The organism is Halomonas sp. AOP30-A1-24 (assembly GCF_052378165.1).
Classification (GTDB): domain Bacteria; phylum Pseudomonadota; class Gammaproteobacteria; order Pseudomonadales; family Halomonadaceae; genus Vreelandella; species Vreelandella citrativorans.
In genome coordinates this window covers 20748-41064 of record NZ_JBQSXL010000030.1, presented here as the reverse complement: position 1 = coordinate 41064, position 20317 = coordinate 20748, and the positions used below count along the sequence as shown (strand labels likewise).

General features: G+C 55.1%; 25 protein-coding genes. 15 read left to right on the top strand and 10 right to left on the bottom strand.

Going from position 1 to position 20317, the window contains the following annotated elements; genetic code table 11:
* The 4 genes from ACT3TJ_RS15250 to ACT3TJ_RS15235 all read right to left on the bottom strand — a co-directional run.
* Positions 1 to 339 (bottom strand): ParB/Srx family N-terminal domain-containing protein (locus tag ACT3TJ_RS15250; RefSeq protein ID WP_444666004.1); only part of this gene is annotated, 339 nt, incomplete at its 3' end.
* A 43-nt stretch (positions 340 to 382) separates the two neighbouring features.
* A complete protein-coding gene (locus tag ACT3TJ_RS15245) occupies positions 383 to 847 on the bottom strand; it encodes a hypothetical protein (protein ID WP_444666002.1) in 465 nt (154 codons plus the stop codon).
* A gap of 166 nt (positions 848 to 1013) precedes the next feature.
* Positions 1014 to 1337, bottom strand: coding sequence for a hypothetical protein (locus tag ACT3TJ_RS15240; RefSeq protein WP_444666000.1), 324 nt, complete (start codon positions 1335 to 1337; stop codon positions 1014 to 1016).
* Entirely contained in the window at positions 1337 to 1990 is a 654-nt protein-coding gene (locus tag ACT3TJ_RS15235) for an XRE family transcriptional regulator (RefSeq protein ID WP_444665999.1), read from the bottom strand. The genes ACT3TJ_RS15240 and ACT3TJ_RS15235 overlap by 1 nt, the downstream gene beginning before the upstream one ends.
* Before the next feature lie 91 nt (positions 1991 to 2081).
* Between ACT3TJ_RS15235 and ACT3TJ_RS15230 the strand changes: the two genes are divergently transcribed.
* The 13 genes from ACT3TJ_RS15230 (at position 2082) to ACT3TJ_RS15170 (ending at position 8911) form a co-directional block, all read left to right on the top strand.
* On the top strand, positions 2082 to 2684 hold the full coding sequence (locus ACT3TJ_RS15230; RefSeq protein WP_444665997.1) for a hypothetical protein: 603 nt from the start codon (positions 2082 to 2084) through the stop codon (positions 2682 to 2684).
* A gap of 32 nt (positions 2685 to 2716) precedes the next feature.
* A complete protein-coding gene (locus ACT3TJ_RS15225; protein ID WP_444665995.1) occupies positions 2717 to 3043 on the top strand; it encodes a hypothetical protein in 327 nt (108 codons plus the stop codon).
* A gap of 57 nt (positions 3044 to 3100) precedes the next feature.
* The gene (locus ACT3TJ_RS15220; protein WP_192528469.1) at positions 3101 to 3307 is read left to right on the top strand and encodes a hypothetical protein; all 207 of its coding nucleotides are present in this window, start codon (positions 3101 to 3103) and stop codon (positions 3305 to 3307) included.
* Between the two features lie 25 nt (positions 3308 to 3332).
* Positions 3333 to 3536, top strand: a complete 204-nt coding sequence (locus tag ACT3TJ_RS15215) for a hypothetical protein (protein ID WP_159176371.1) — start codon at positions 3333 to 3335, stop codon at positions 3534 to 3536.
* 38 nt (positions 3537 to 3574) lie between these two features.
* Entirely contained in the window at positions 3575 to 3778 is a 204-nt protein-coding gene (locus tag ACT3TJ_RS15210; protein WP_441680147.1) for a hypothetical protein, read from the top strand.
* Positions 3778 to 4035 carry an ogr/Delta-like zinc finger family protein gene (locus ACT3TJ_RS15205; RefSeq protein WP_444665993.1) on the top strand — a complete coding sequence of 86 codons (258 nt, stop codon included), beginning with the start codon at positions 3778 to 3780 and terminating at the stop codon, positions 4033 to 4035. Before ACT3TJ_RS15210 ends, ACT3TJ_RS15205 begins: the two co-directional genes overlap by 1 nt.
* A 46-nt stretch (positions 4036 to 4081) precedes the next feature.
* Positions 4082 to 6748, top strand: a complete 2667-nt coding sequence (locus tag ACT3TJ_RS15200; protein ID WP_444665991.1) for a toprim domain-containing protein — start codon at positions 4082 to 4084, stop codon at positions 6746 to 6748.
* A gap of 11 nt (positions 6749 to 6759) precedes the next feature.
* Complete coding sequence (locus ACT3TJ_RS15195; protein WP_444665989.1) at positions 6760 to 7155, top strand: DUF7673 family protein; 396 nt, start codon at positions 6760 to 6762, stop codon at positions 7153 to 7155.
* A gap of 2 nt (positions 7156 to 7157) precedes the next feature.
* Entirely contained in the window at positions 7158 to 7382 is a 225-nt protein-coding gene (locus tag ACT3TJ_RS15190) for a TraR/DksA family transcriptional regulator (protein ID WP_444665987.1), read from the top strand.
* Positions 7372 to 7665: a hypothetical protein gene (locus ACT3TJ_RS15185; RefSeq protein WP_444665986.1), complete on the top strand. Its 294-nt coding sequence runs from the start codon at positions 7372 to 7374 to the stop codon at positions 7663 to 7665. The genes ACT3TJ_RS15190 and ACT3TJ_RS15185 overlap by 11 nt, the downstream gene beginning before the upstream one ends.
* Complete coding sequence (locus ACT3TJ_RS15180) at positions 7662 to 7919, top strand: pyocin activator PrtN family protein (RefSeq protein WP_444665984.1); 258 nt, start codon at positions 7662 to 7664, stop codon at positions 7917 to 7919. The genes ACT3TJ_RS15185 and ACT3TJ_RS15180 overlap by 4 nt, the downstream gene beginning before the upstream one ends.
* 106 nt (positions 7920 to 8025) lie before the next feature.
* Positions 8026 to 8694 carry an antA/AntB antirepressor family protein gene (locus ACT3TJ_RS15175; RefSeq protein ID WP_444628769.1) on the top strand — a complete coding sequence of 223 codons (669 nt, stop codon included), beginning with the start codon at positions 8026 to 8028 and terminating at the stop codon, positions 8692 to 8694.
* 1 nt (position 8695) lies between these two features.
* Positions 8696 to 8911: a hypothetical protein gene (locus tag ACT3TJ_RS15170; protein WP_444628771.1), complete on the top strand. Its 216-nt coding sequence runs from the start codon at positions 8696 to 8698 to the stop codon at positions 8909 to 8911.
* Between the two features lie 52 nt (positions 8912 to 8963).
* On the opposite strand, the gene ACT3TJ_RS15165 is transcribed toward ACT3TJ_RS15170, so the two are convergent.
* Positions 8964 to 10007: a tyrosine-type recombinase/integrase gene (locus ACT3TJ_RS15165; RefSeq protein ID WP_444628773.1), complete on the bottom strand. Its 1044-nt coding sequence runs from the start codon at positions 10005 to 10007 to the stop codon at positions 8964 to 8966.
* A 113-nt stretch (positions 10008 to 10120) separates the two neighbouring features.
* On the opposite strand from ACT3TJ_RS15165, the gene dusA reads away from it, so the two are divergent.
* The gene (gene dusA / locus ACT3TJ_RS15160; protein WP_444665982.1) at positions 10121 to 11188 is read left to right on the top strand and encodes a tRNA dihydrouridine(20/20a) synthase DusA; all 1068 of its coding nucleotides are present in this window, start codon (positions 10121 to 10123) and stop codon (positions 11186 to 11188) included.
* Between the two features lie 44 nt (positions 11189 to 11232).
* Here the strand turns inward: dusA and ACT3TJ_RS15155 are convergent, their stop codons facing one another.
* The gene (locus ACT3TJ_RS15155) at positions 11233 to 12687 is read right to left on the bottom strand and encodes a catalase (protein ID WP_444665980.1); all 1455 of its coding nucleotides are present in this window, start codon (positions 12685 to 12687) and stop codon (positions 11233 to 11235) included.
* Between the two features lie 201 nt (positions 12688 to 12888).
* On the bottom strand, positions 12889 to 13920 hold the full coding sequence (locus ACT3TJ_RS15150) for a succinylglutamate desuccinylase/aspartoacylase family protein (protein WP_444665978.1): 1032 nt from the start codon (positions 13918 to 13920) through the stop codon (positions 12889 to 12891).
* Positions 13921 to 14145: 225 nt separating this feature from the next.
* Here ACT3TJ_RS15150 and ACT3TJ_RS15145 point away from each other — a divergent pair, with 225 nt between their 5' ends.
* Positions 14146 to 14757, top strand: coding sequence for a TetR family transcriptional regulator (locus ACT3TJ_RS15145; RefSeq protein ID WP_444665977.1), 612 nt, complete (start codon positions 14146 to 14148; stop codon positions 14755 to 14757).
* Positions 14758 to 14959: 202 nt separating this feature from the next.
* Here ACT3TJ_RS15145 and ACT3TJ_RS15140 read toward each other — a convergent pair whose 3' ends face one another.
* The 3 genes from ACT3TJ_RS15140 to ACT3TJ_RS15130 form a co-directional block, all read right to left on the bottom strand.
* Positions 14960 to 15634: a hypothetical protein gene (locus ACT3TJ_RS15140; RefSeq protein WP_444665975.1), complete on the bottom strand. Its 675-nt coding sequence runs from the start codon at positions 15632 to 15634 to the stop codon at positions 14960 to 14962.
* Between the two features lie 202 nt (positions 15635 to 15836).
* Complete coding sequence (locus tag ACT3TJ_RS15135) at positions 15837 to 19022, bottom strand: efflux RND transporter permease subunit (RefSeq protein WP_444622456.1); 3186 nt, start codon at positions 19020 to 19022, stop codon at positions 15837 to 15839.
* Entirely contained in the window at positions 19022 to 20296 is a 1275-nt protein-coding gene (locus ACT3TJ_RS15130) for an efflux RND transporter periplasmic adaptor subunit (RefSeq protein ID WP_444622457.1), read from the bottom strand. Before ACT3TJ_RS15130 ends, ACT3TJ_RS15135 begins: the two co-directional genes overlap by 1 nt.
* Positions 20297 to 20317: the final 21 nt, after the last annotated feature.

Genomic DNA, 20317 nt, shown 5'->3' with positions numbered 1-20317 from the left:
GTCTGCAGATATTGCCCACTTTTTTACTACCCTAGCATGCTTTTCAGGTGCTAACTCTGGCTTCAAAAGCGCTTGACAAGCACATACACGCCTATTTCCTTCAACAACATAATAACCACGACCATTTTCTTTCTTTACAACTACAACTCTCTGATCAGGAAAGAAACCTGACTTAGCAACTGAGCGGATCATTTCCCTTATTTTGCTCGTATCAAAAAGCTCAGACCTTATCTCATCTTGACTCGCTCCTTCCTTTAAGCCCGGAAGTCGAGGGTTCTCTGAATCTAATTGAATTCTTAGTGGTGACAGACTTTTAGTCTCCCATTTTTCGTAACCCATGCGTGCCCCCTTGAAATTTATGATGTAAAAAATAATTTTTTAATTACTCGGGCATCTCACCAGTTTCCAACAGCTTCAAAAAGTCAGCCTCATCCAACACCGGAACACCTTTCGCCTGAGCATTCCGCAGCTTGGTCGGCCCCGCCGTAGGTCCACCACAAACGAAAGAGAGGCCCATGGTGACCGTCTGACAGACGCGCATGCCTGACTCGGCAGCAGCAGCTTCTAGCTCTGCCCGGCGCGCTTTTGCAAAACCAGTAAAGAGAATTTCCAGTGAGTCTGACCGCTTTTTGCTAGCCGTAATCGAACGATCGACAAGGTGCTGAGGCATGGAGATGGGCTTGAGACCATCGCCCCCCTCATGAGTCACCTGGATACGGTCTCGCCTGAACGTTTTCCGGCGGTTATCGCTTGAACAAATGCCTGTTAACAGCCAACCATCATCCTTCCACTGGCTAACTTCTCGCGTGCTGACATTCCCCTGCGCGTCTCCATAATCAAATTTCAAAACGCCTTCCATCCCCTGCCCCTGTTTTGTCTTTCTATGCAGTCTCAAAGCTGCCTTGATGCATTCACAGTTTTACAGTTAAACCACCCTTCCAATCCAAATCTCACACCGCCCCAGAATCCCCAAACCCGCTGACCCAGCGGCTCCGCCACTCAACGGAAAATAATCACTTAGAGCGCGATTCTTGCCCAATCTCAATACAACCCAGCAGTAATTCATAGCTATTAAAGTTCTCACGCTCTATGCCGCTCACACAGTGATCGAGGATCGCCGGGTCGATCTCATCCCATCCGTCACGCAGTTGTTGATGGAGAGACTGTTGATACTTCATACACGAGTCGAAAAGGTCGGTGTCAAAGATATCATCCGCTTCGCGGCATTCGGCCTCGATATTCAACTCAGGTATGTCTTGGGCGTTCGCGGGAAATGCCAACACCCACAGCATGGCCACCCATAAAACGCCCCCTGCCCGAACCCAACCGTTGATCATCAAACAACCCGCCCAATCCGAATCTCACACCGTCCCAAAATCTCCAAGTCCCCCATATCCTGCGGCTTGATCATTTCGGGCTGGTACAGCTCGTTATCACTAATCAAATACAGCGCGCCCCCTGCTAAACGCTGCACTCGCTTGATTCGCCTTTCACCACTCACTAACAGTAAAAACACCCCTTCCTGCTTAGGGTCACGATTGCCACGGTTCACCAGTACCCAATCCCCATCTTCCAGGGTGCCCAACATGGAATCACCGCGCACCTTTACGCCTACGATCTGCGCTGGGTCCAGCCCCTGCTCGGCTAGCTCGCTTTTGGGAAATTGCAGAACGGTTTGCACCGGCTCGCCTTCAAAGCTGCGACCTGCACCGGCAGCAGCTTCGATGTCGTACATGGGTATCGGTGTTAACCCTTCAGATAAATCTACTGGCTTTACATTCGATGAAATCGAACGATTCCCTGTAAGCACGTAATGAGTGTTCACACCGACAGCATGCAAAGCCGAAAGGTAATCAGCCTTGGGGCTACGCTTCTCACTTTCATAGAGCATCTGAGTGTTTTTCGTGATGCCTGCGATGTCACCAAGCTCCGTTTGAGAGAAGCCTAGCCTTACCCGCTCTTCACGCAAACGCATCCCTAAAGAACTCATTTAATTTCATTCTCCATTGACAATGAAATCATTTGATTCCATCCTAATAATGTCTTTCACTTCACTACACATCGCAAAGGGAGCCACTGCCATGGTCACACCTGCTTCTATTTCACCGCTCCCACTCAGGGCTTTGGATATCCATAAAGCCCCTGAGCGTTTCCATCATCACGGGGGTACCGCACTGATGGCACTTAAACTGAACGACACCGTCACCCGGGATTCGCTGCAATACCGATTTTTTATCGTTCTCGAAGCAGGTTGCGCAAAGGTGATGTCCGCTACCACGCTCGCTGCCGTGGTGCTTACGTCGGTACGTGGCGCCACCCGCGGGGGTTATGTATTCCTCGTAGCCAGCCTTCTCTTCGTGCCACTGCTTAAGGCGCTTTATCTCATCGTCAAGCTCTATCTGCGCCTTCTCCAGCTTAAGAGCGCTCAGCTCCGCTTCACCTACGCTGACTTTCAAACCATTGAGCTCTGCCTCAAGGCGCTCAGCAAGAACCTTCCGCTGCTTGCTAGAGAAAGCTGGGCTGAGTGCCTTCAATTGCTCCGCAATTTTAAGCAGCTCAATCATGCGCCCGCTTACTTCTCCAATTACCGCGCTCACATCCAACAAATCGTTAATCCCCTCGAATGGGCGACTGGTTGCATGGCTGAAATCCAGGCGTGCCGTCGTCGCTCCAGCACTCGTTAACCCTATTTCTACAACCAAAGGAAACCACTGCCATGGTCACCATCATTGCCACCATTCTTATACCGACCACTCAAACCACGCTGTTTCGCGGTATTGAGGTCGAGCTCGACCGCTGCTCTGAACACACCCGCCGCAACATCGAAATCGCGCTGAAGCGCGGCACCAATACGCCTAACCCACTGGCGGATCTTGAAGCGCTGGAAGAACGCACCACCGCCGAGGCCGTGGGCCAACTCGCTGCCACGATGCTGGCCCATAACGCCTCTAGCGATGAAGTAGAAGACGCCCTTTGCGAACTGCGCACCTACATGGATGAACACTTCCTGCAGCGCAAGCTGGTGCGCCTTTACGAGCGCTAACGCGCTTTGCTCAAGGTCTCGTTCAAAGTCTTTCACTCTATTAAGGAAGCCTAACTCATGGCCACCGCTAACACCATTACCCCAAAGCCAATTTATGCCCCAAAAGGGTGTAACTGCCCCGTCATGATTCACCTCACTGAAAGCGAACGGGAAGCGCTGAAGCGTATTCAGGAGCTGGAAATGCGTTCGATGTCGGCCGCCGGCCGCATGTTGCTGCTTCGCGGCATCGCTGAGTACGACCAAGACACTCTGAACGCCGAATGACCTGCCTTGCATAAGGATGTTTGCCATGTACCAGGACCCCAAACGTGTGCGCACCCGTTACGCCGCTCTCAATTTGGATCAGTACGAGGCCCAACTGATTGATGCATTGGTGGACTACACCGGCATCGAGCGGGCGTCGCTGCTGCGTCAACTGGTGCTGAAAGAAGCACTGGAGACGCTGGGCGTTGCTGATCTCTCTGTTAGCACTATGCCCCAGCAGGCGTCGTAAACGCAGGCCCTTTTGAGGACCTCAAGGAGCACTGAAGTATGGCTGACCAACCCGCCCGCAGCGATCTACGCCTTCCGCTGGATGACCAGTTAGAGGCCGTGCTGCAGCAGGTATGCGAACAGCAGGATTTTCAACGCCTGGATGACGCCGCCGAGTGGCTACTTCGTCGGCGCTTACGCAAAGGCACCCAAGGACTCACCGGCCGCGGCCGCGCTCTTTACCCCATTGAGAGAAAGAACTGATGACGACTAGCAAACACCGCATTCCTTGCCCGCACTGCAACCAGAACCTGCGCATTCGCAAAAGCCAGGGGCTAACACCGGTGTACAGGGAGGCGATCGTGGAATGCCGCAACGACGACTGTGGCTTTCGGGGTAAGGCTCGGTTCGAGTTGTGCAACACGCTGACGCCCAGCGACATCCCCAACCCAATGGTCGACCTGCCGTTTGCGCCCTCGTTGCTTAGCCAAGCGATCAAGCAGGCGCAAAGGTCATCGTGAACGCCTAAACGGCACCGCTACTTACTGTGACATCAAGGAGGCGAGCGTGAATTTATCGCTGCGCCAGGACATTGTTGCGCGCTTAATCAGCGATTTTGAGGCGATTGAGCGCGGCCCCTACCTGCAACGGGTGCGCTGCCCGGAGTGCGGTAAGCGTGAGGCGTACATCAACGCCGAAGCGCCGTGGATGCTGAAGTGCGGGCGGGAGAACAACTGCGGCGCGCAACTTCATGTTAAGGCGCTGTTTCCTGACCTGTTCCGCTCCTGGAGCGAACGCTACAGCCCCAAGGGTAACGAGAAGCCCACGTCCACCACGCCAGTGGCGGATGGCTACCTGCGCGATGGCCGGGGCTTTGAGCTTTCCCGCATTCAGGGCTGGTACACACAAGAAAGCTACTGGAAGCCTGAGATCGGTGGCACCGCCACCGTTCGCTTTCCGCTGCCCGGCGGCGCTTATTGGGAGCGCCTGCTGGATAACCCGGAACGCTTTGACAAGCAGAAGGCCAACTTTGTAGGGCGCTACAAGGGTCGGTGGTGGTGCCCGCCAGCACTCACCCTAGGCGACCTGGTAGCGGCTGAGGAAGTTTGGATCGTCGAGGGCATCTTCGATGCCATCGCCCTTTACCATCATGGCATTGCGGCGGTCTCTGCCATGAGCTGCGGTAACTACCCGGATGAGGCGTTAAACGCCCTTTCCGATGCAGCACATAAAGCGGGCACCTGCCGCCCTGCGCTGGTGTGGGCGCTGGATAACAACCGCGCTGGCCATAACGCCATCCACAAACACGTAAGGCGCGCCCGGGCAGCAGACTGGGAGTGCCATGCGGCGCAGATCCCCAGCGGTGGCCACGATTGGAACGATGCTCACCAGCGCAGTGAGCTAACCGAGAAACACCAGGAAACCTACCGTTACCACGGTGACCTGTTACTGGCCCCCACGGCCATGGCCAAGGCGCTGCTGATGTACAAGCGCCGCGAGCAGCGGGAGTTCTGGTTCGAGTTCAAACGCCAGCTGTGGTGGTGGAAGCTGGACATGGATGCGTTTGATCGCGCCTTGCGCGCCGATGGGCTAGATGGTGAAGACCAGCGGCAAATTGACCCGGCCTTGCGCGATGCGGCTTTAGAGCAATCCGGCAGCGTGAAGCGGATCTGCACTTGTTACCCCACGGCGCTCTACTACCAGGCCAACGCGGTCACGGATGAGAGTTGGTACTACTACCGCGTGGAGTTTCCGGACGGCCGTCCGCCGATCAAGAACACATTCAGTGGTGGCCAACTGGCGTCTGCATCTGAATACAAGAAGCGTCTGCTGGGCGTAGCCCCGGGCGCAGTGTGGACGGGTACCAGCCAACAGCTGGATAACCTGCTGCAGGACCAGATCGGCAACATCAAAACCGTCGAGACCATCGACTTCATCGGCTACAGCAAGGAACACGGCGCCTATGTGTTCGGTGATTTGGCCGTGGCCGGTGGCAAGGTGGTGCCGATCAACAGCGAGGACTTCTTCGAGCTTGGCCCCCGCCGCCAGTTAAAGACCCTTAGCCAGTCGGTGTCGCTTTCCATCAATGCGGACCGCAAGGCATTCAGCACCGAGTGGACGAAGCGGCTACTGGGCGCCTTTGGCACCAAGGGCGTGGTGGCACTCAGCTACTGGCTGGGCAGCCTGCTGGCCGAGCAGATCCGCGCCGAAATGGGCAGCTTTCCATTTTTGGAGATTGTGGGCGAAGCCGGCGCGGGTAAATCCACGCTGATCGAGTTCCTGTGGAAGCTGTGCGGCCGGCGCGACTATGAGGGCTTCGACCCCAGCAAGGCGACCATGCCAGCGCGCTCTCGCAACTTTGCCCAGGTGAGCAACCTGCCGGTGGTGTTGATCGAATCCGACCGCGAGCAGGAAGGCGGCGCCAAGCAGAAGCAGTTCGATTGGGACGAGCTGAAAACGGCGTTTAACGGCCGTTCGATCCGCGCCCGGGGCGTGAAGAACAGCGGTAACGACACCTACGAGCCGCCCTTTCGCGGCAGCATCGTCATCAGCCAGAACGCGCCAGTGCAGGCAGGCGAGGCGATTCAAACGCGTATCTGCCACCTGCACTTTACCCGGGAAGGCCAGAACAAGGAGACCAAGATACTGGCCGAGGCGTTGGAGCGCACCGAGATCGAGCAGGTTAGCCAATTCAGCCTGCAGGTTGCCCAGCGTGAAGCCGCGTTGATGGCGTTGATCACTCAGCGCGCCCGGCACTATGCCGACCAGCTTGCTGATGACCCGGATATTAAGGTGCTGCGTATCGCCAAGTGTCACGGCCAGTTAATGGCCTTGGTGGAGTGCCTGGGGCCGGAAGGGCTGGGCCTGTTTGATGAACAAACGCTGGATACCGCCTTGGGCCACATAGTGAGCATGGCCCGTGAACGGCAACAATCCATCAATGCTGACCACCCCTTGGTCGCCGAATTCTGGGAGGCCTTTGATTATATCGAGGGCCTACGCGACGACCCGATGCTGAACCACTACGGCAAGGGCAGCGACCTGATCGCGATCAACCTGAAGGACTTCGAGCGCACCTGCGCCGAATACAAGCTGCGCACCCCGGAGGTGCGCGAGCTGAAGCGTTATCTGAAAAGCAGCAAGACCCGCAAGTTTATCGATTCCAACCGCACCGTGAACTCCCGCGTCCGCTTACATGGCGGCAGCGTGAAGTGCTGGGTGTTTCAAGCATGAAGGAGCCTGTGATGACCACTCAACCCAGTATGCCCCTGGTGGTTCAGCGTATTCGTGAGCGCAACCGCCAGGCATTGGAAGCCATGATCGCCGCCGAGAAAGAAGCCGACCAGAAGACCAGTGAGCTTGAGCTCAAAGGCCCTGAGGCCTGGGATCGCCTGGCGGCGGTTGCAAGAGGCGACACCGGCCAGAGCCACCACTGCCGGCGCATCCTGCTCTCACTCTACAACGGCGCCGCCTGGCCGCTCGACCCGACGTGCCTGCGCGTGATCGACCGCGAGCTGCAAGCCGACGCGCTGACCGTGATCGAGTGGAGTATTCACTCCCTTGAAGAGCCCCACGATTACGTCATGGGCGGCAGTCAGTTCATGCAGCGCTTTGCTGCCATTGAAAAAGAGGAGCAGTAACCATGGCAGACAACGCCGACATCGCCGCCGAACTGATGGAGCGCCGCATGGAAGCCGCGCTTAGCAGTCGGCTTTCCCTGCGCATTCCAAACCATGACCCGGACTGCGAGGACTGCGAGGACTGCGGTAACGAGATCCCCAAGCCCCGCCGCAATGCATTGCCTTGGGCGACGACGTGCGTGGAATGCCAAAGCCTTCGCGAGCGTAGGGGGCGGCATGTGCGCTGAACAGATCAAGGGCGGCCAGCTTGCCCGGCAAGCCGCGATGCTCTGTCAGGATGCCATGTTTCAGCTCTACCTGGACCGCCGCCGGCGCGCCAAGTTTGGCATTGAGGAAAACGCCCTACCCGATGGCACCCACAATGCCGAAGACGCCCGGGATTGGATCTGCGCTGCTTGCCAGATTAAGAGCCGAGCCGAACTAGACCATAACTCAGTCGCGGCGGCTACGTTCCACCGTATTCAGAAACGCTTTTTCACCTGGAAGCAACAGCAAGGGAGGCCACAATGAATACCTATTTTGGATTACTGGCTGAGTTCAACGGCCGTACCGAGCTACCGCTAGAAGAGGTTGCCCCGCGCTTCTTCGGCATCAGCCCCCGCACCGCTGCCTTTCGGGCCGGTGCGCAGGCCCTGCCGGTACCGGCTTATCGTGCTGGGGATTCTCAGAAAAGCCCATGGCTGGTGAGTGCAATCGACCTGGCGCAGTACATCGATAAGAAGCGGGCCGAGGCGCTAGAGCAGTGGAAGCTAGTGAATGATTGAGGGTTGCGCCGGCTAAACCTGTAGCCGGCTGGCCTTTACCTCTGCCCCACCTGCCTGCACCATTTCCTTAACTTCCCTTCATCCGCATCGCCCTACGGAGCCAACCATGGACCAAAGCCTTATCCCCGTTTTCCAAGCCAATGATCAGCAGCTGCTTTGCAACGCCCGCGACCTGCACGCCTTCTTGGAAGTGGGGCGACGCTTCACGACTTGGATTAAAGAACGTATCGAACAGTACGAATTTGAAGAAGGTTTAGACTTCATCTCGCATAACATGCAGCCTGGAATAGGTCATAAAACCTCCTCCCAAAACGGGGAAGCCCTAGAATCAATCACTTACGCTGAAAACTTCGGCCAACAGGGTCGCATTGAGTACCACTTAACTCTCGATATGGCCAAAGAACTCGCCATGATCGAAAACAACGCCATGGGCCGTCGCGTTCGGCGCTACTTTATCCAGCGCGAACGCCAGGCTATCGAGCTGCTGCAACAGCAGGCTACCGAAGTGCAACCTATTGAGCAGGTGCGTAAACTCATCAAGGACACGCCTAAATTTCGCTACTTTCTGATCCTGCAGGAGCAGAGCCTGACTCTTGCCCGACAACTGGCAAGCTGTGAGCACCCACGTGAGCGCTTCAATATCCATTGCGCGCTACGTCAGGTGAACAATGCTCTGGGCATGCCGACGGAGCCATTAGAGAAGTGGAACGGAACTGATCATATCTACACGCCCGCTGTGGATAGCCTCCCGTATTCCCATCAAGAGGAAACCTGACATGAACAGAAATATTGAGCGTCTCCTCGAAGTGGCTAGTCAGCGTGCACTCCACCCCGAGGAGATCAAACGCCTAAGTGCCTCAATACGCGCCTTGGAAAGCAACCAATTACCCCCAGAAGATGTATTGGTAAGGCGTATCAAGGAGCTGGAGAAACAGCTGGGCGATTGCCGCGCCCGGGTAAAAAAGTGCGAGAGGAACGGGTACCCTGACTAAGTAAGCCGCCTTTTTAGGCGGTTTTTACCCATCTTAAAATAACGGTATAAGACTAACGTAGCTGCAGCGTTTCTGGCCTTAAGTGCGTGTACCGCTTCAACACATCCCAACTCTCATGGAGCGTGAACTGCTGCACCTCTACAATTTCATACCCTGCCTCGAATAGTCTGGATGTCGCCTCATGGCGTAGGTCATGAAAAGTTAAATCTTCAATGCCTTTGGATGCTGTCGCGGCTTGCCAACGAGTACCTATAGATTTACTACTGTATGGAAAAATACGCGGCTCACCCAGCAAGCGCGGTTGTCGTTGGATAATGGCCATCGCTTCTTTTGTCAGTTTGAAGCGCTTGTGGTTACCCCACTTTTTGCGTGGGTGCTTAGCATCACGAACCCAGCACGTCATGGCGCTTACATCCAGATCGTCCCATGAGAGCCGGGTAATCTCCCCCTGGCGACGCGCTGAGGCGATAGCAAAGTCCATAATGTCTTCCATAGGAATAATCGCGCTCGGCCGGATCTTCTGCGAACGCTGGAAATAAGCGCGAACCTGCTCGATCTCCTCAAGCGTTGGCCGACGATCCCGCGAGTCCGGGCGGCTGATCAAGCCTTTACTACGCAAAAGCAGCTTCGCCGATTCAAACTCATTAAGATCTACCGGCATACGCCAGGCAGCGACCGCCGTTTTCAAAATGATGCCCAGCCAAGTGATATCTTGCGACGTAGTTGAAGGCTTAACGCCGCTACGCCGCCGCATTTGCGCATGGTCAATAATCTGCTCGCTACTAAGCTCGGTAATTTTGACGCGAGCAATGGGGAAACGCTGCAGCTGCTCAATGGTGGCCCGCTTGCTACGGCCAGCACCGTCAGCAAATTCATGTAGGTACCGCTCAATGGCATCGTGTAAAGTAACGCCCTTCCATTTAGCAGCCAGCACACCACCTGGCGCGGCCAACTCCAGTTCCCGACGCTTCGCCCACTCAACGGCCATTGCCTTTTTAGGGAATGTTTTGGACTCTGAGTAGTCAGGTTGACCCGTACGCGCAATGCGAATACGCGCCAGGTATGAGAAACTGCCGTCCCTTTTTGGACGCTTCACGATCGTCGCCATTACAGCCTCGAAAATGTGACAAATAAAAGTGCCATGTGGTGCCAAATTTGTGACACTAATTTGCTTAAAACGTGGTCAAACCACTGTAAATATGAACAGTTATGAATGATAGCACAACACAGCAAACCCGCATGAAGTCTGGCACCGCCCGCCCTGCGCTGGATAGAACTTTCTCCGTCGCGCCCATGATGGACTGGACAACCCGCGATTACCGGGCATTCGCACGTACGTTAACCAAGCGGGCGCTGCTGTATACCGAGATGGTGACGACGGGCGCTATTTTGCATGGCTCACCGCGTGAGCGGTTTTTGGGCTATAGCGATGTGGAGCATCCCATTGCCTTACAGCTTGGTGGTAGCGATGCCGGGGAGCTTGCCGAGTGCGCGGCGATTGCTGAGGCGTGGGGGTATGACGAGGTTAACCTGAATGTAGGTTGCCCAAGCGACCGGGTGCAGAACAACATGATTGGCGCTTGCCTGATGGGCTACCCGGAAAAAGTCGCCGATGCCGTGCGCGCTATGCAGGCGGCCGTCTCGATTCCGGTTACGGTGAAGTGCCGTATCGGGATTGATGAGCAGGATGAAGACGCCGACTTGGCGCGCTTTATCGACATAGTCGCAGATGCCGGTTGTGAAATTTTTACCGTGCATGCGCGCAAGGCGTGGCTGAAAGGCCTATCGCCCAAAGAGAACCGCGACGTGCCGCCGCTCAATTATCCGCGTGTGCATCGTTTAAAGCAGGACCGCCCTGAGCTGCATATCGGTATCAACGGTGGGATTAAAACGCTTGAAGAGTGTCAGGCACAGCTTGAGCGTGTGGATAGCGTGATGATTGGCCGTGAAGCGTACCAAAACCCCTGGTTACTGGCTGAGGTAGATACGTTGCTTTATGGCGTGCCCGGCCCAGCCGCTAGCCGGGTTGAGGCGGCCCGGGCATTTCGCCCGTATATTCAGCAGCGGTTGGATGAAGGCGCGAAACTTAACCATATTACCCGCCATCTGTTGGGGCTTTTTCAGGGTTGCCCTGGCGGTCGGCGTTTTCGGCGTCTTCTATCGGAGCACGCACATAAAGAAGGCGCCGGGTTACGCTTGTTTGATGATGCTATCGGGTTAGTTAACGAGCCATCACAAGCGCCGATGCCAGAACAAGAACAGCCCGCCACGTCTTAACGTAGCGGGCTGTGGTGGACGGCGATTAATCCACGTTTGCGGGTTTAGTTGCCGCGTACGCCTTTTTCGATACGCTCACCAACTTCTTGGTCGATATTACGCCAGTACTCGAAGGCACGCTCCAGTACTGGCTCTGTTACGCCACCCGACAAGTGCCCCACCACGTTGGATACCAGCCGGTCACGTGCGGCGTCATCCATTACTTCACGCACCAACGTATGCGGTTGGCTCCAGTCGTCATCGTCTTTACGCAGCGTGTAGGCAGTACGTACAAGCTCACCGCTGGTCGCCCATACGGCATCTTCCGGGAAGCGCTCGCCATCGGCTTTAGGGCCGCCTTTGCTGTTCGGCGCATATACCGGGTCCGTTGCGTTATGCACCCGCATCGCCCCGCCCTGGGTATAGCTATTGACCGGGCTCTTGGGTGTATTGACCGGGATATGCTTGTAGTTCACACCCAAGCGAGCCCGGTGCGCATCGGCATAGGAAATTGAGCGCGCCAGCAGCATCTTGTCGGGTGAAAGCCCAGTGCCCGGCACCATATTGTTAGGCTCGAAGGCGGCCTGATTGATTTGGCTATGGAAGTCGGAGGGGTTTTCATTAAGGGTTAGCTTGCCCACTTCCATCAGCGGGTAGTCACTGTGAGGCCACACTTTGGTAAGATCAAAGGGGTTATAGCGATACGTTTTGGCGTCCTCGAAGGGCATGATCTGCATCTGCAGTGTCCAAGTGGGATACTCGCCGCGTTTGATGGCTTCAAACAGGTCACGGCGGTGGTAATCCGCATCGCTACCAGCCATCTGGTCGGCCTGCTCCTGGGTCATGCACTTGATGCCCTGGTCGGTTTTGAAGTGGTACTTCACCCAGAACCGCTCACCTTCATCGTTCACCCACATATAGGTATGGCTGGAGTAACCGTTCATGTGCCGCCACGTAGCGGGCACACCGCGGTCGCCCATTAGCCAGGCCACCTGGTGGGCGGACTCCGGCACCAGCGTCCAGAAATCCCACTGCATATCGTGGTCACGCAGGCCGTTATCGGCGCGGCGTTTTTGCGAGTGGATAAAGTGTTGGAACTTCATCGGATCGCGGACAAAGAACACAGGGGTATTGTTACCCACCATGTCGAAGTTGCCCTCTTCGGTATAGAACTTCACCGCAAACCCGCGTGGATCACGCCAAGTATCCGGGCTGCCGCTTTCCCCTGCGACCGTTGAGAAGCGAATGAGTACGTCTGTTTTTGTGCCTTTTTTCAGAAACTTGGCTTTGGTGTACTTACTGATATCATGGGTGACTTCAAAGTGGCCAAAAGCGCCGCTACCCTTGGCATGTGGTTGGCGGTCGGGGATCATCTCGCGGTTGAAAGCCGCCATTTGCTCCATCAGAAAATGATCGTGCAGTACAATCGGGCCATCCGGGCCTACCGAAAGAGAGTGTTCATCGCTGGATACCGGAATGCCAGCCCCTGTCGTCGTATACTTGGGTTTATCGCTCGTCATCGCTTTTTCTCCATGTCACGGCTCGCGCGGCACTCAAGGCACCGCTTTATAAAAACAAATCATACATTTGTACTTATTATTTTTAATTTAGGATAACTACTCTCTCATAGGTATAGTCAAAGGAACTGCTTCCCGCCAGCTATCTCATGTACTGCTTGGCTATTGCGCTAATAAGCTTTTTTTATGGCGCTTATCAAACATTTAATAGAGCGCGTCCGGGGGCGGTGTCAGGCTTGATTGAAAGCTCTCAATCGCCGTTTCGGCCTCTTCTATCTCATCAAAACGAGCAATGTGATAAAGCGCCTCACCTTCATTGGCTAACGGCAGACGGCTCATGCCAATCACAATGCCATCGGCCATCGACTTGACCTCGCTTTCTTGATTGCCAAATGGGTCGGCCACTATACCGAGCACTTCCCCCTTGGCGACACGCGCGCCCAGGCGCACTTTGGGCCTTAAAATACCGTCGATAGGTGCACGCGCCCAACTGGACCCATTGGCAAGCTCGGCAGGCGCTGGCGAGCGGCGGCGTTGTTCGCCGGTCAGCATATCCAGGCGGCGCATTACACGCAGTACACCGCGTACACCGGGGGCAATGGCCCACTCATCAAAGCGCAGCGCTTCCCCCGCCTCATAAGTCAGTACCGGAATGCCACGTGTTTGTGCATAGTGACGCAGGCTACCTTCGCGCAGCTCTGCATTCAGAATCACCGGCGCGCCGAAGGCATCGGCCATGCGCTCGGTTTCACTGCCAGGACTTAACTGCGCGCGTATTTGGGGAAGGTTCGTGCGATGAATTGCGCCGGTGTGAAGATCAATAATATGCGTCGCCTGATCGACAATCTGCTCGCAAAATAGCGCCGCGATTCGCCCCCCGAGAGAGCCATTTTCACTGCCCGGGAAACAGCGGTTGAGATCGCGCCGGTCAGGCAGGTAGCGCGTTTGCTGCAGGAAGCCAAAAACGTTAACCACCGGCACGGCAATCAAGGTACCTCTTAGGCTTTTGATGGCCTTTGAGCGTAATAAGCGACGTACAATTTCAACGCCATTGATCTCATCCCCGTGAATGCCACCACACACCAATATAACGGGCCCCTCTTTACGTCCGTGTACCACTTCGACCGTAATATGCAGGGGTGTATGGGTATAAAGACGCGCCACCGGCACATCAATTTGGGAACGTTGGCCAGGCAGTATGGTGTGCCCGGCAAGTTGAAAAGGTGCTCGCGCCATCCTGAGTCTCCTTTTTTTCAGCGTGATAACCACTAAGCAAATGGCATTAATGAGGGCATGGCGATGCGCCTACCGCACGCAGTGAGCCCCAGCGGTTTCGAGACATGAGGTTTTGATAACACAAGCCATGCGTTTAATCATCTATCCATACAGTTTTGAATGTAAAAATTACACCATATCGGATAAAATATGTTCATCTTGTGTCATTAATGAGGTTGCGTTTCCATGGCGAGAAAGACCAAAGCGGAAGCCGCTGCTACCCGAGAAGCATTGCTGGATGCGGCCGAAGAGGTATTTTTTGCAAAGGGTGTTGCACGCACGTCTCTTGAGCAGGTTGCTCGCCATGCGGGATTAACCCGTGGCGCGGTCTACTGGCATTTTAAAAACAAGGGCGACCTGTTTATGGCACTGGTGGAGCGCGTACGCATGCCGTTCCAGTCGCTAATGGAAGCTGTCAGCAAGGCCGATGAAACTATCTCCCCGATGGAAGCCATCCGGCTTGCCTGCCATGCAGGTCTGGCGCGTCTTGAGCAACCTTCTCACCAGCGGATTCTTTCCATTTTGCTCCACCGCTGCGAGTTTTTTAGCGATATCAACCCACTTGCCATGCAGGATGATATTGGTGAAGAGTGTTATTCAGAAATGCTGATTGTGTTCAAAGAAGCGGAGCATCAGCAGTTGCTGCGTGAAGATGTAACGCCAGAGGTGGCGACGCGCATGTTGCAGTCGGCACTGGGAGGCCTTTTCCACGACTGGCTACGCACACCGGATGCGTTCTCCATACACCAACGCGGCGGCGAACTGATTGATACATTGATACGCATTATGCAACGCTAATCCACGCCATTCGCTGCAATGCAGCAACCTGCCTCTACTGGGATACCCCACCATTGTGGTGATTAGTGGCAAGCATTCAACACCGATGGATAAAGCCACACCGCCACTGACACGTCATCCATAAGGCAATGACTAACAAGACAATGGCTAACAAGACAGTGGCGGCGCGGGTGCGAGTAGTGAACGTTAATCGCTGATAACGTTAGGTTGAGTAGCCTTCACCCTGGTGGTGATAGCGAAGACGCAACTTATTTAAACGTACCCGAGTATCCAGATAGGTTTGTTCCATTACGCTGCGATAAGCGCTCTCACCAGCGAGGTATTTCACCAGAACGCGACGCTCGCCCTCTTGTGGGCAATCCCCTTCTTTACAGTGCAGCCTGACATGGCTATTAGGCTCATCTTCAATCACTGCCATGGCAAATCCATCGCCCTGACGCCCGGACACGATAACCGTCGAACCCAACAGGCAGCGCCGCGTAAAGGGCTGATAGCGATGCAAGCCCCGGTGTAAGCGATGGCATAAGACGGCGGCAATGGGTGAAGCAACAGCAAAGGATACCCACAGGATCAGCACGCCTACCGGCACGCGCAACATGCCCAGCGATAGCCAACGCAACACTAAAAGCTCTACCACTAATGCCAAACTCCCCGCAATCACGACAAGAAACGTCAGCGCAAGCGTCGCCGGCACACCTGCAAACCCTAACGACACCAGCGTACTGGCCATGTGATCATCGCGCAGGCTGTCGCGCTCAAATAACTCAAGAGGGGCTATTCGAAGCAGCACCAACATCCAATACAGCGCTAACAGCCCCATTAGAAACGTAAACACAATGGTTGGAAACTGTAGCGCAGCAGAAATAACAGGTTGCATGGCGTGTCCTCCTCCAGACATTTCGTCCGGTGCAGTTTCCGCCTGGGCGTATATGATGGGTCCAGGCTAAAAACGTGTGGTCTCTTTTAGCATAGTCCAAACTATTCTTTTTTGCCCTTGGCTGCCTTGATGCGAATCATTACAGCATAAAAAAACGGGCACTCCCTTTCGGTAGTGCCCGCTCATTAGTGGTGAAACGCGGTTACGACTGGTCGTGCTCCAGTGCCGGTTTCTGGTTATCGTGATTCGGATGACGTTTACGATAGAGCCAGTCGGACACCGTGGCAATCATGGCGTAGAAGCTGGGAATAAACACGCTTCCCAAAACGGCCACAGAGGCCATGCCCACCGCAACGGTTGTCCCGATATGGTGGCTACTTACATCACTGGCGCCGGTCGCCAAGGCCAGTGGCAAGGTACCAAAGATAAACGCAAGCGATGTCATGACGATAGGACGGAAACGCAGCTCAGCGGCCGTAATCGCAGCTTCTCGAATCGTTTTGCCCTGCTCTTTACGCTGCAGTTCGGCAAACTCTACGATCAAGATAGCGTTCTTCGCCGCAAGCCCCACGACCACCAACATACCAATCTGCACATACACACTGGTATCCAGGCCTCGCAACGCGATGCCTCCAATCCCGCCCAGGAAGGCAAACGGCGTTGCGGTAAGTACCGCCAGGGGCAACGACCAGCTTTCATACTGGGCCGCCAGGATCAGGAAGACCATCAAGATACCAAACACAATGGCAAGCATCGCTGTATTACCCATGTTTGCTTCCTGGTAAGCCGTACCGGTCCAGCCCATGCCCCAGTTAGGCCCGAGCGTATCCATGACGACTTCATTCATGGCTTCAATGGCTTGGGTAGAGCTATAGCCAGGCGCCGCGCCGCCCTGGAACTGCGCACCGGTGTACACGCCAAAGCGTGATACGACCGATGGACCTACCTGACGCTCCAGCGTGACAAACTCAGAGAGCGGGATACGCTCACCATTGCCCCCTCGCACGAAGACACTATTTAAGTCGTCAGGCGTTTTACGGAATTGATCCTCGTTTTGCAGGTACACCTGGAAGTTACGGTTTTGGTAACTAAAGAAGTTCACAAAGCCATTACCAAAGGTGTTGGATAACGCCGAGTTGATATTCTCCAGTGCCACGCCATAGCTAAGCGCTTTCTGCTGGTCGATTTCAGCTCGATAGGAAGGCACGTTCACGTTAAAGGTGGTAAAGACCTGATTTAACGCTGGGTGCTGATTCGCCGCGCCCATAATCTGTAGTGAGGCTTCGTAAAGCTCGCGAGGTGAGGCGCCGTCAAACGACTGCAGATAGCCGGTGAACCCGCCGGTGGTAGAAAGCCCCATAATCGGCGGTACGTTAAAGGCCATGGCAGTACCGCCATCAATACTGGCCCCCAGCTGCATAATTTGCCCCACCAGGCTCGCTGCCGTTAGATCACGGTCTCCCCAGGGCACCATATTGACAAAGATAATCCCGCGCGCCGTATTGACCGAGCCTGCAAGAATATCGTAGCCCGCTATTGCCGAGGAGTATTGCACCCCGGGAATATCCTCAATAGCGGAGCTAAGCTTTGCCATGTAGTTCTCGGTACGGTCAAGCGAGGCGGCATCGGGTAGCGACACGCTGACCAGCACGATGCCCTGGTCGGTTTCCGGCACCAATGTTGAGGGCGTATTGGCGTACAACCAGTAGGAGCCGGCACCGGTTGCGATCGTTAGCGCCAAGGCGAGCACCCAAAAGCGTACCAGGCGCACCACAAACCACATATAAACCGCGGTGATACCTGCAAACAAGCGATCAAATAGACGCAGAGGTGTAGTAATCGCCCGCTTGAAAGCTGACTGGCGCGAATGGTGCAAATTATGCTTGATGAAGATGGCAGACAGCGCCGGTGTAAACGTCAACGCCATTAGCGCTGACAGCGCTACCGAGATCGCGACAGTAATCGCGAACTGCTGATAGATCTGCCCAGTAAAGCCGCCCATAAACGCAACCGGTACGAAAACAGCGGCCATGATCAGTGAGGTGGCAATAACTGGCCCGCCAACCTCGCGCATGGCACGAATCGTTGCTTCTCTAACGGTAACCTCGTCATCTTCGCCTAATACACGCTCAACGTTCTCCACCACCAATATCGCATCATCCACCACTATCCCGATTGAGAGCACCAGGGCGAATAGCGTTAGCAGGTTGATAGAAAAATCAAACAGGTAAAAGCCTGCAAAGGTACCAATCACCGACACCGGCACCACCGACATGGCAATCACGGTAAAGCGCCAGTTCTGCAGGAAGATAAACAGGATCACGATAACGATCAGGAAAGCTTCAATAAAGGTATGCAATACCGTTTCTACCGACGCATCGATAAACTGCGTGGTGTCGTACGGCGTAACATACTCAAGCCCTGGCGGGAAACGGTTGGACAGATCTGCCATGGTTTCACGCACGGCATCAGCCGTGGCCAGCGCATTGGCGCCCGGCTGCTGGTTGATGATGATCGGCGTCATCGTTGAACCATTAAGCTGTGCATCAATGCCGTAGAATGATGCGCCCAACTCAATGCGTGCCACATCTTCCAGGCGTAGCGATGAGCCATCAGGGTTAGTGCGCAAATAGATATTACGGAAATCATCCGTATCCGATAAACGACCACCGGCAGTGATGGTATACGTATAAGCGCGCGGGCTACCTTGCGGCGTGGCGGCTAAATTACCGGCAGGGATTTCGGTATTTTGTGAACGGATAGCATTAGCTACCTCACTCGGCGTGAGGTCGTATTGCGCCAGCTTGTCAGGGTCCATCCAGATACGCATGGCAAACTCACCACCCCCCAGCACCTCGGCATTACCTACGCCAGGCACTTGGCGTAGGTCATCGAGGATATTAAGCGTGGCGTAGTTCTGCATATACACGTTGTTGTAATCGCCGTTCGGGGACGTTAGGGCGATCAACATAAGGATCGAGTCAGAGCGCAGTGAAACGTTAACGCCCTGAGCCTGAACCTGCTCGGGCAGCTGAGAAAGCGCCCCCTGAACACGGTTATTCACGTTAATAGTGTTGATATCACCATCAGTGCCGATATCAAACGCCACACTCAAGCTCATAATGCCGTTATCAGCGCTGTTAGAGGTCATGTAAAGCATGTTCTCTACGCCGTTAATCGCCTCAGCCAGCGGTGCAGCGACCGTCTGGGCGACCGTCTCAGCGTCAGCGCCTGGGAATTGAGCCTGTACGGATACGGTGGGCGGCACCACACTTGGATACTGCTCAATGGGCAGTATCCGCATGGCCATGGCACCTATCAGCGTGAGGATAATCGCAAGTACCGTGGCGAAAATCGGCCGGCTGATAAAGAAGTTGGAGAAATTCATTATTGAGTACCCTCTTCCTCTTCCCCTGCAGGCACATCACCAGCACCCTCTGTCATTTGGGAAGCGGCAGCGGCTTGCTCTTGTTGCTCCTGAGCGTCAGCCTCTTCAACACGCTCAACTACTTCATTGGCGTCGCCATCAAACGGCTGTGGGTCAATGGCCATACCAGGCTCAATGCCTGCTGGGTCGCCCACAATCACACGGTCGCCCTCTTCAAGGCCGTCAACAATGATCTGCCAAGGGCCAGCGACTTCGCCTAATTGCACCGTACGCTCGCGCGCCTGGTCATTTTCATCCAGGACAAATACGCGAGGGCCCATTAAGCCTTGGGTGACCGCAATTTCAGGTACAGCCATTACGTTAAAACGGCGCAGACCATCAAGGCGTACGCGCACAAATTGGCCGGGCAAGATAGCGCCATCCGGATTAGCAAAGCTGGCAGACGCCTGAACGGTACTGGTACCGGCATCCACGCGGGAGCCCAGGAAGTCGAGCTGACCTTCAAGTTCAGACCCGCTGGCACCGCTTACGCCGGGCACGCTTAACAGCGCGGTAATGGACGAGTCGCCCTCTTCACGCAACTGGCGGCGTAGCTCAAAGGCATCACGCTGAGGTAGTTGAAAACGCACTTCAAGCGGGTCCAGCGGGGTGATAGTGGCAAGCTCGGTTCCTGGCGTAACCAGGTTGCCAACGTTAACCTGGCTCAAGCTGATCATGCCTGACACAGGGGCCGTTACATTTGAATAGCCAAGGTCCAGGTTAGCACTGCGTAGTGCAGCCTCAGCTTGGGCAACATTGGCTTGTGCCACACGCTGGTCTGCCTGCGCCTGGTCATACTGCTGGCGGCTAACAGAGTTTTGGTTGAGCAACTGCTCAAAACGCTGAGCATCACGCTGGGCACGGGATAACTCGGCACGAGCACTTTGCAGGTCAGCTTCACGCTGGTTAACCGTTGACTGGTAAAGATCAGGCTCAATGGTATACAGCGAATCACCCTCTTCCACCAATTGGCCAGGCTGGAAGTGGCGCTCTTCAAGATAACCGTTAACACGTGCCACCAGCGTCACTTCACTATCGCTACGCAGTAACGAAGGGTACGATTTATTTAACGGAATATCCTGACGTACGGCTTCCGTCACTTCCACCTTATGAGGAGGAGCCTCTGGTTGCTCGGCCTGCTGCTCTTGCGATTGGTCCTGGCCACAGGCCGTCAACACTAGCGCGGCAATCAGCGTTACTAGACTCGCTCGGCGTGAGTGAATCATTTTTCTCATGCGTGGGTTCCCTTGATCTTT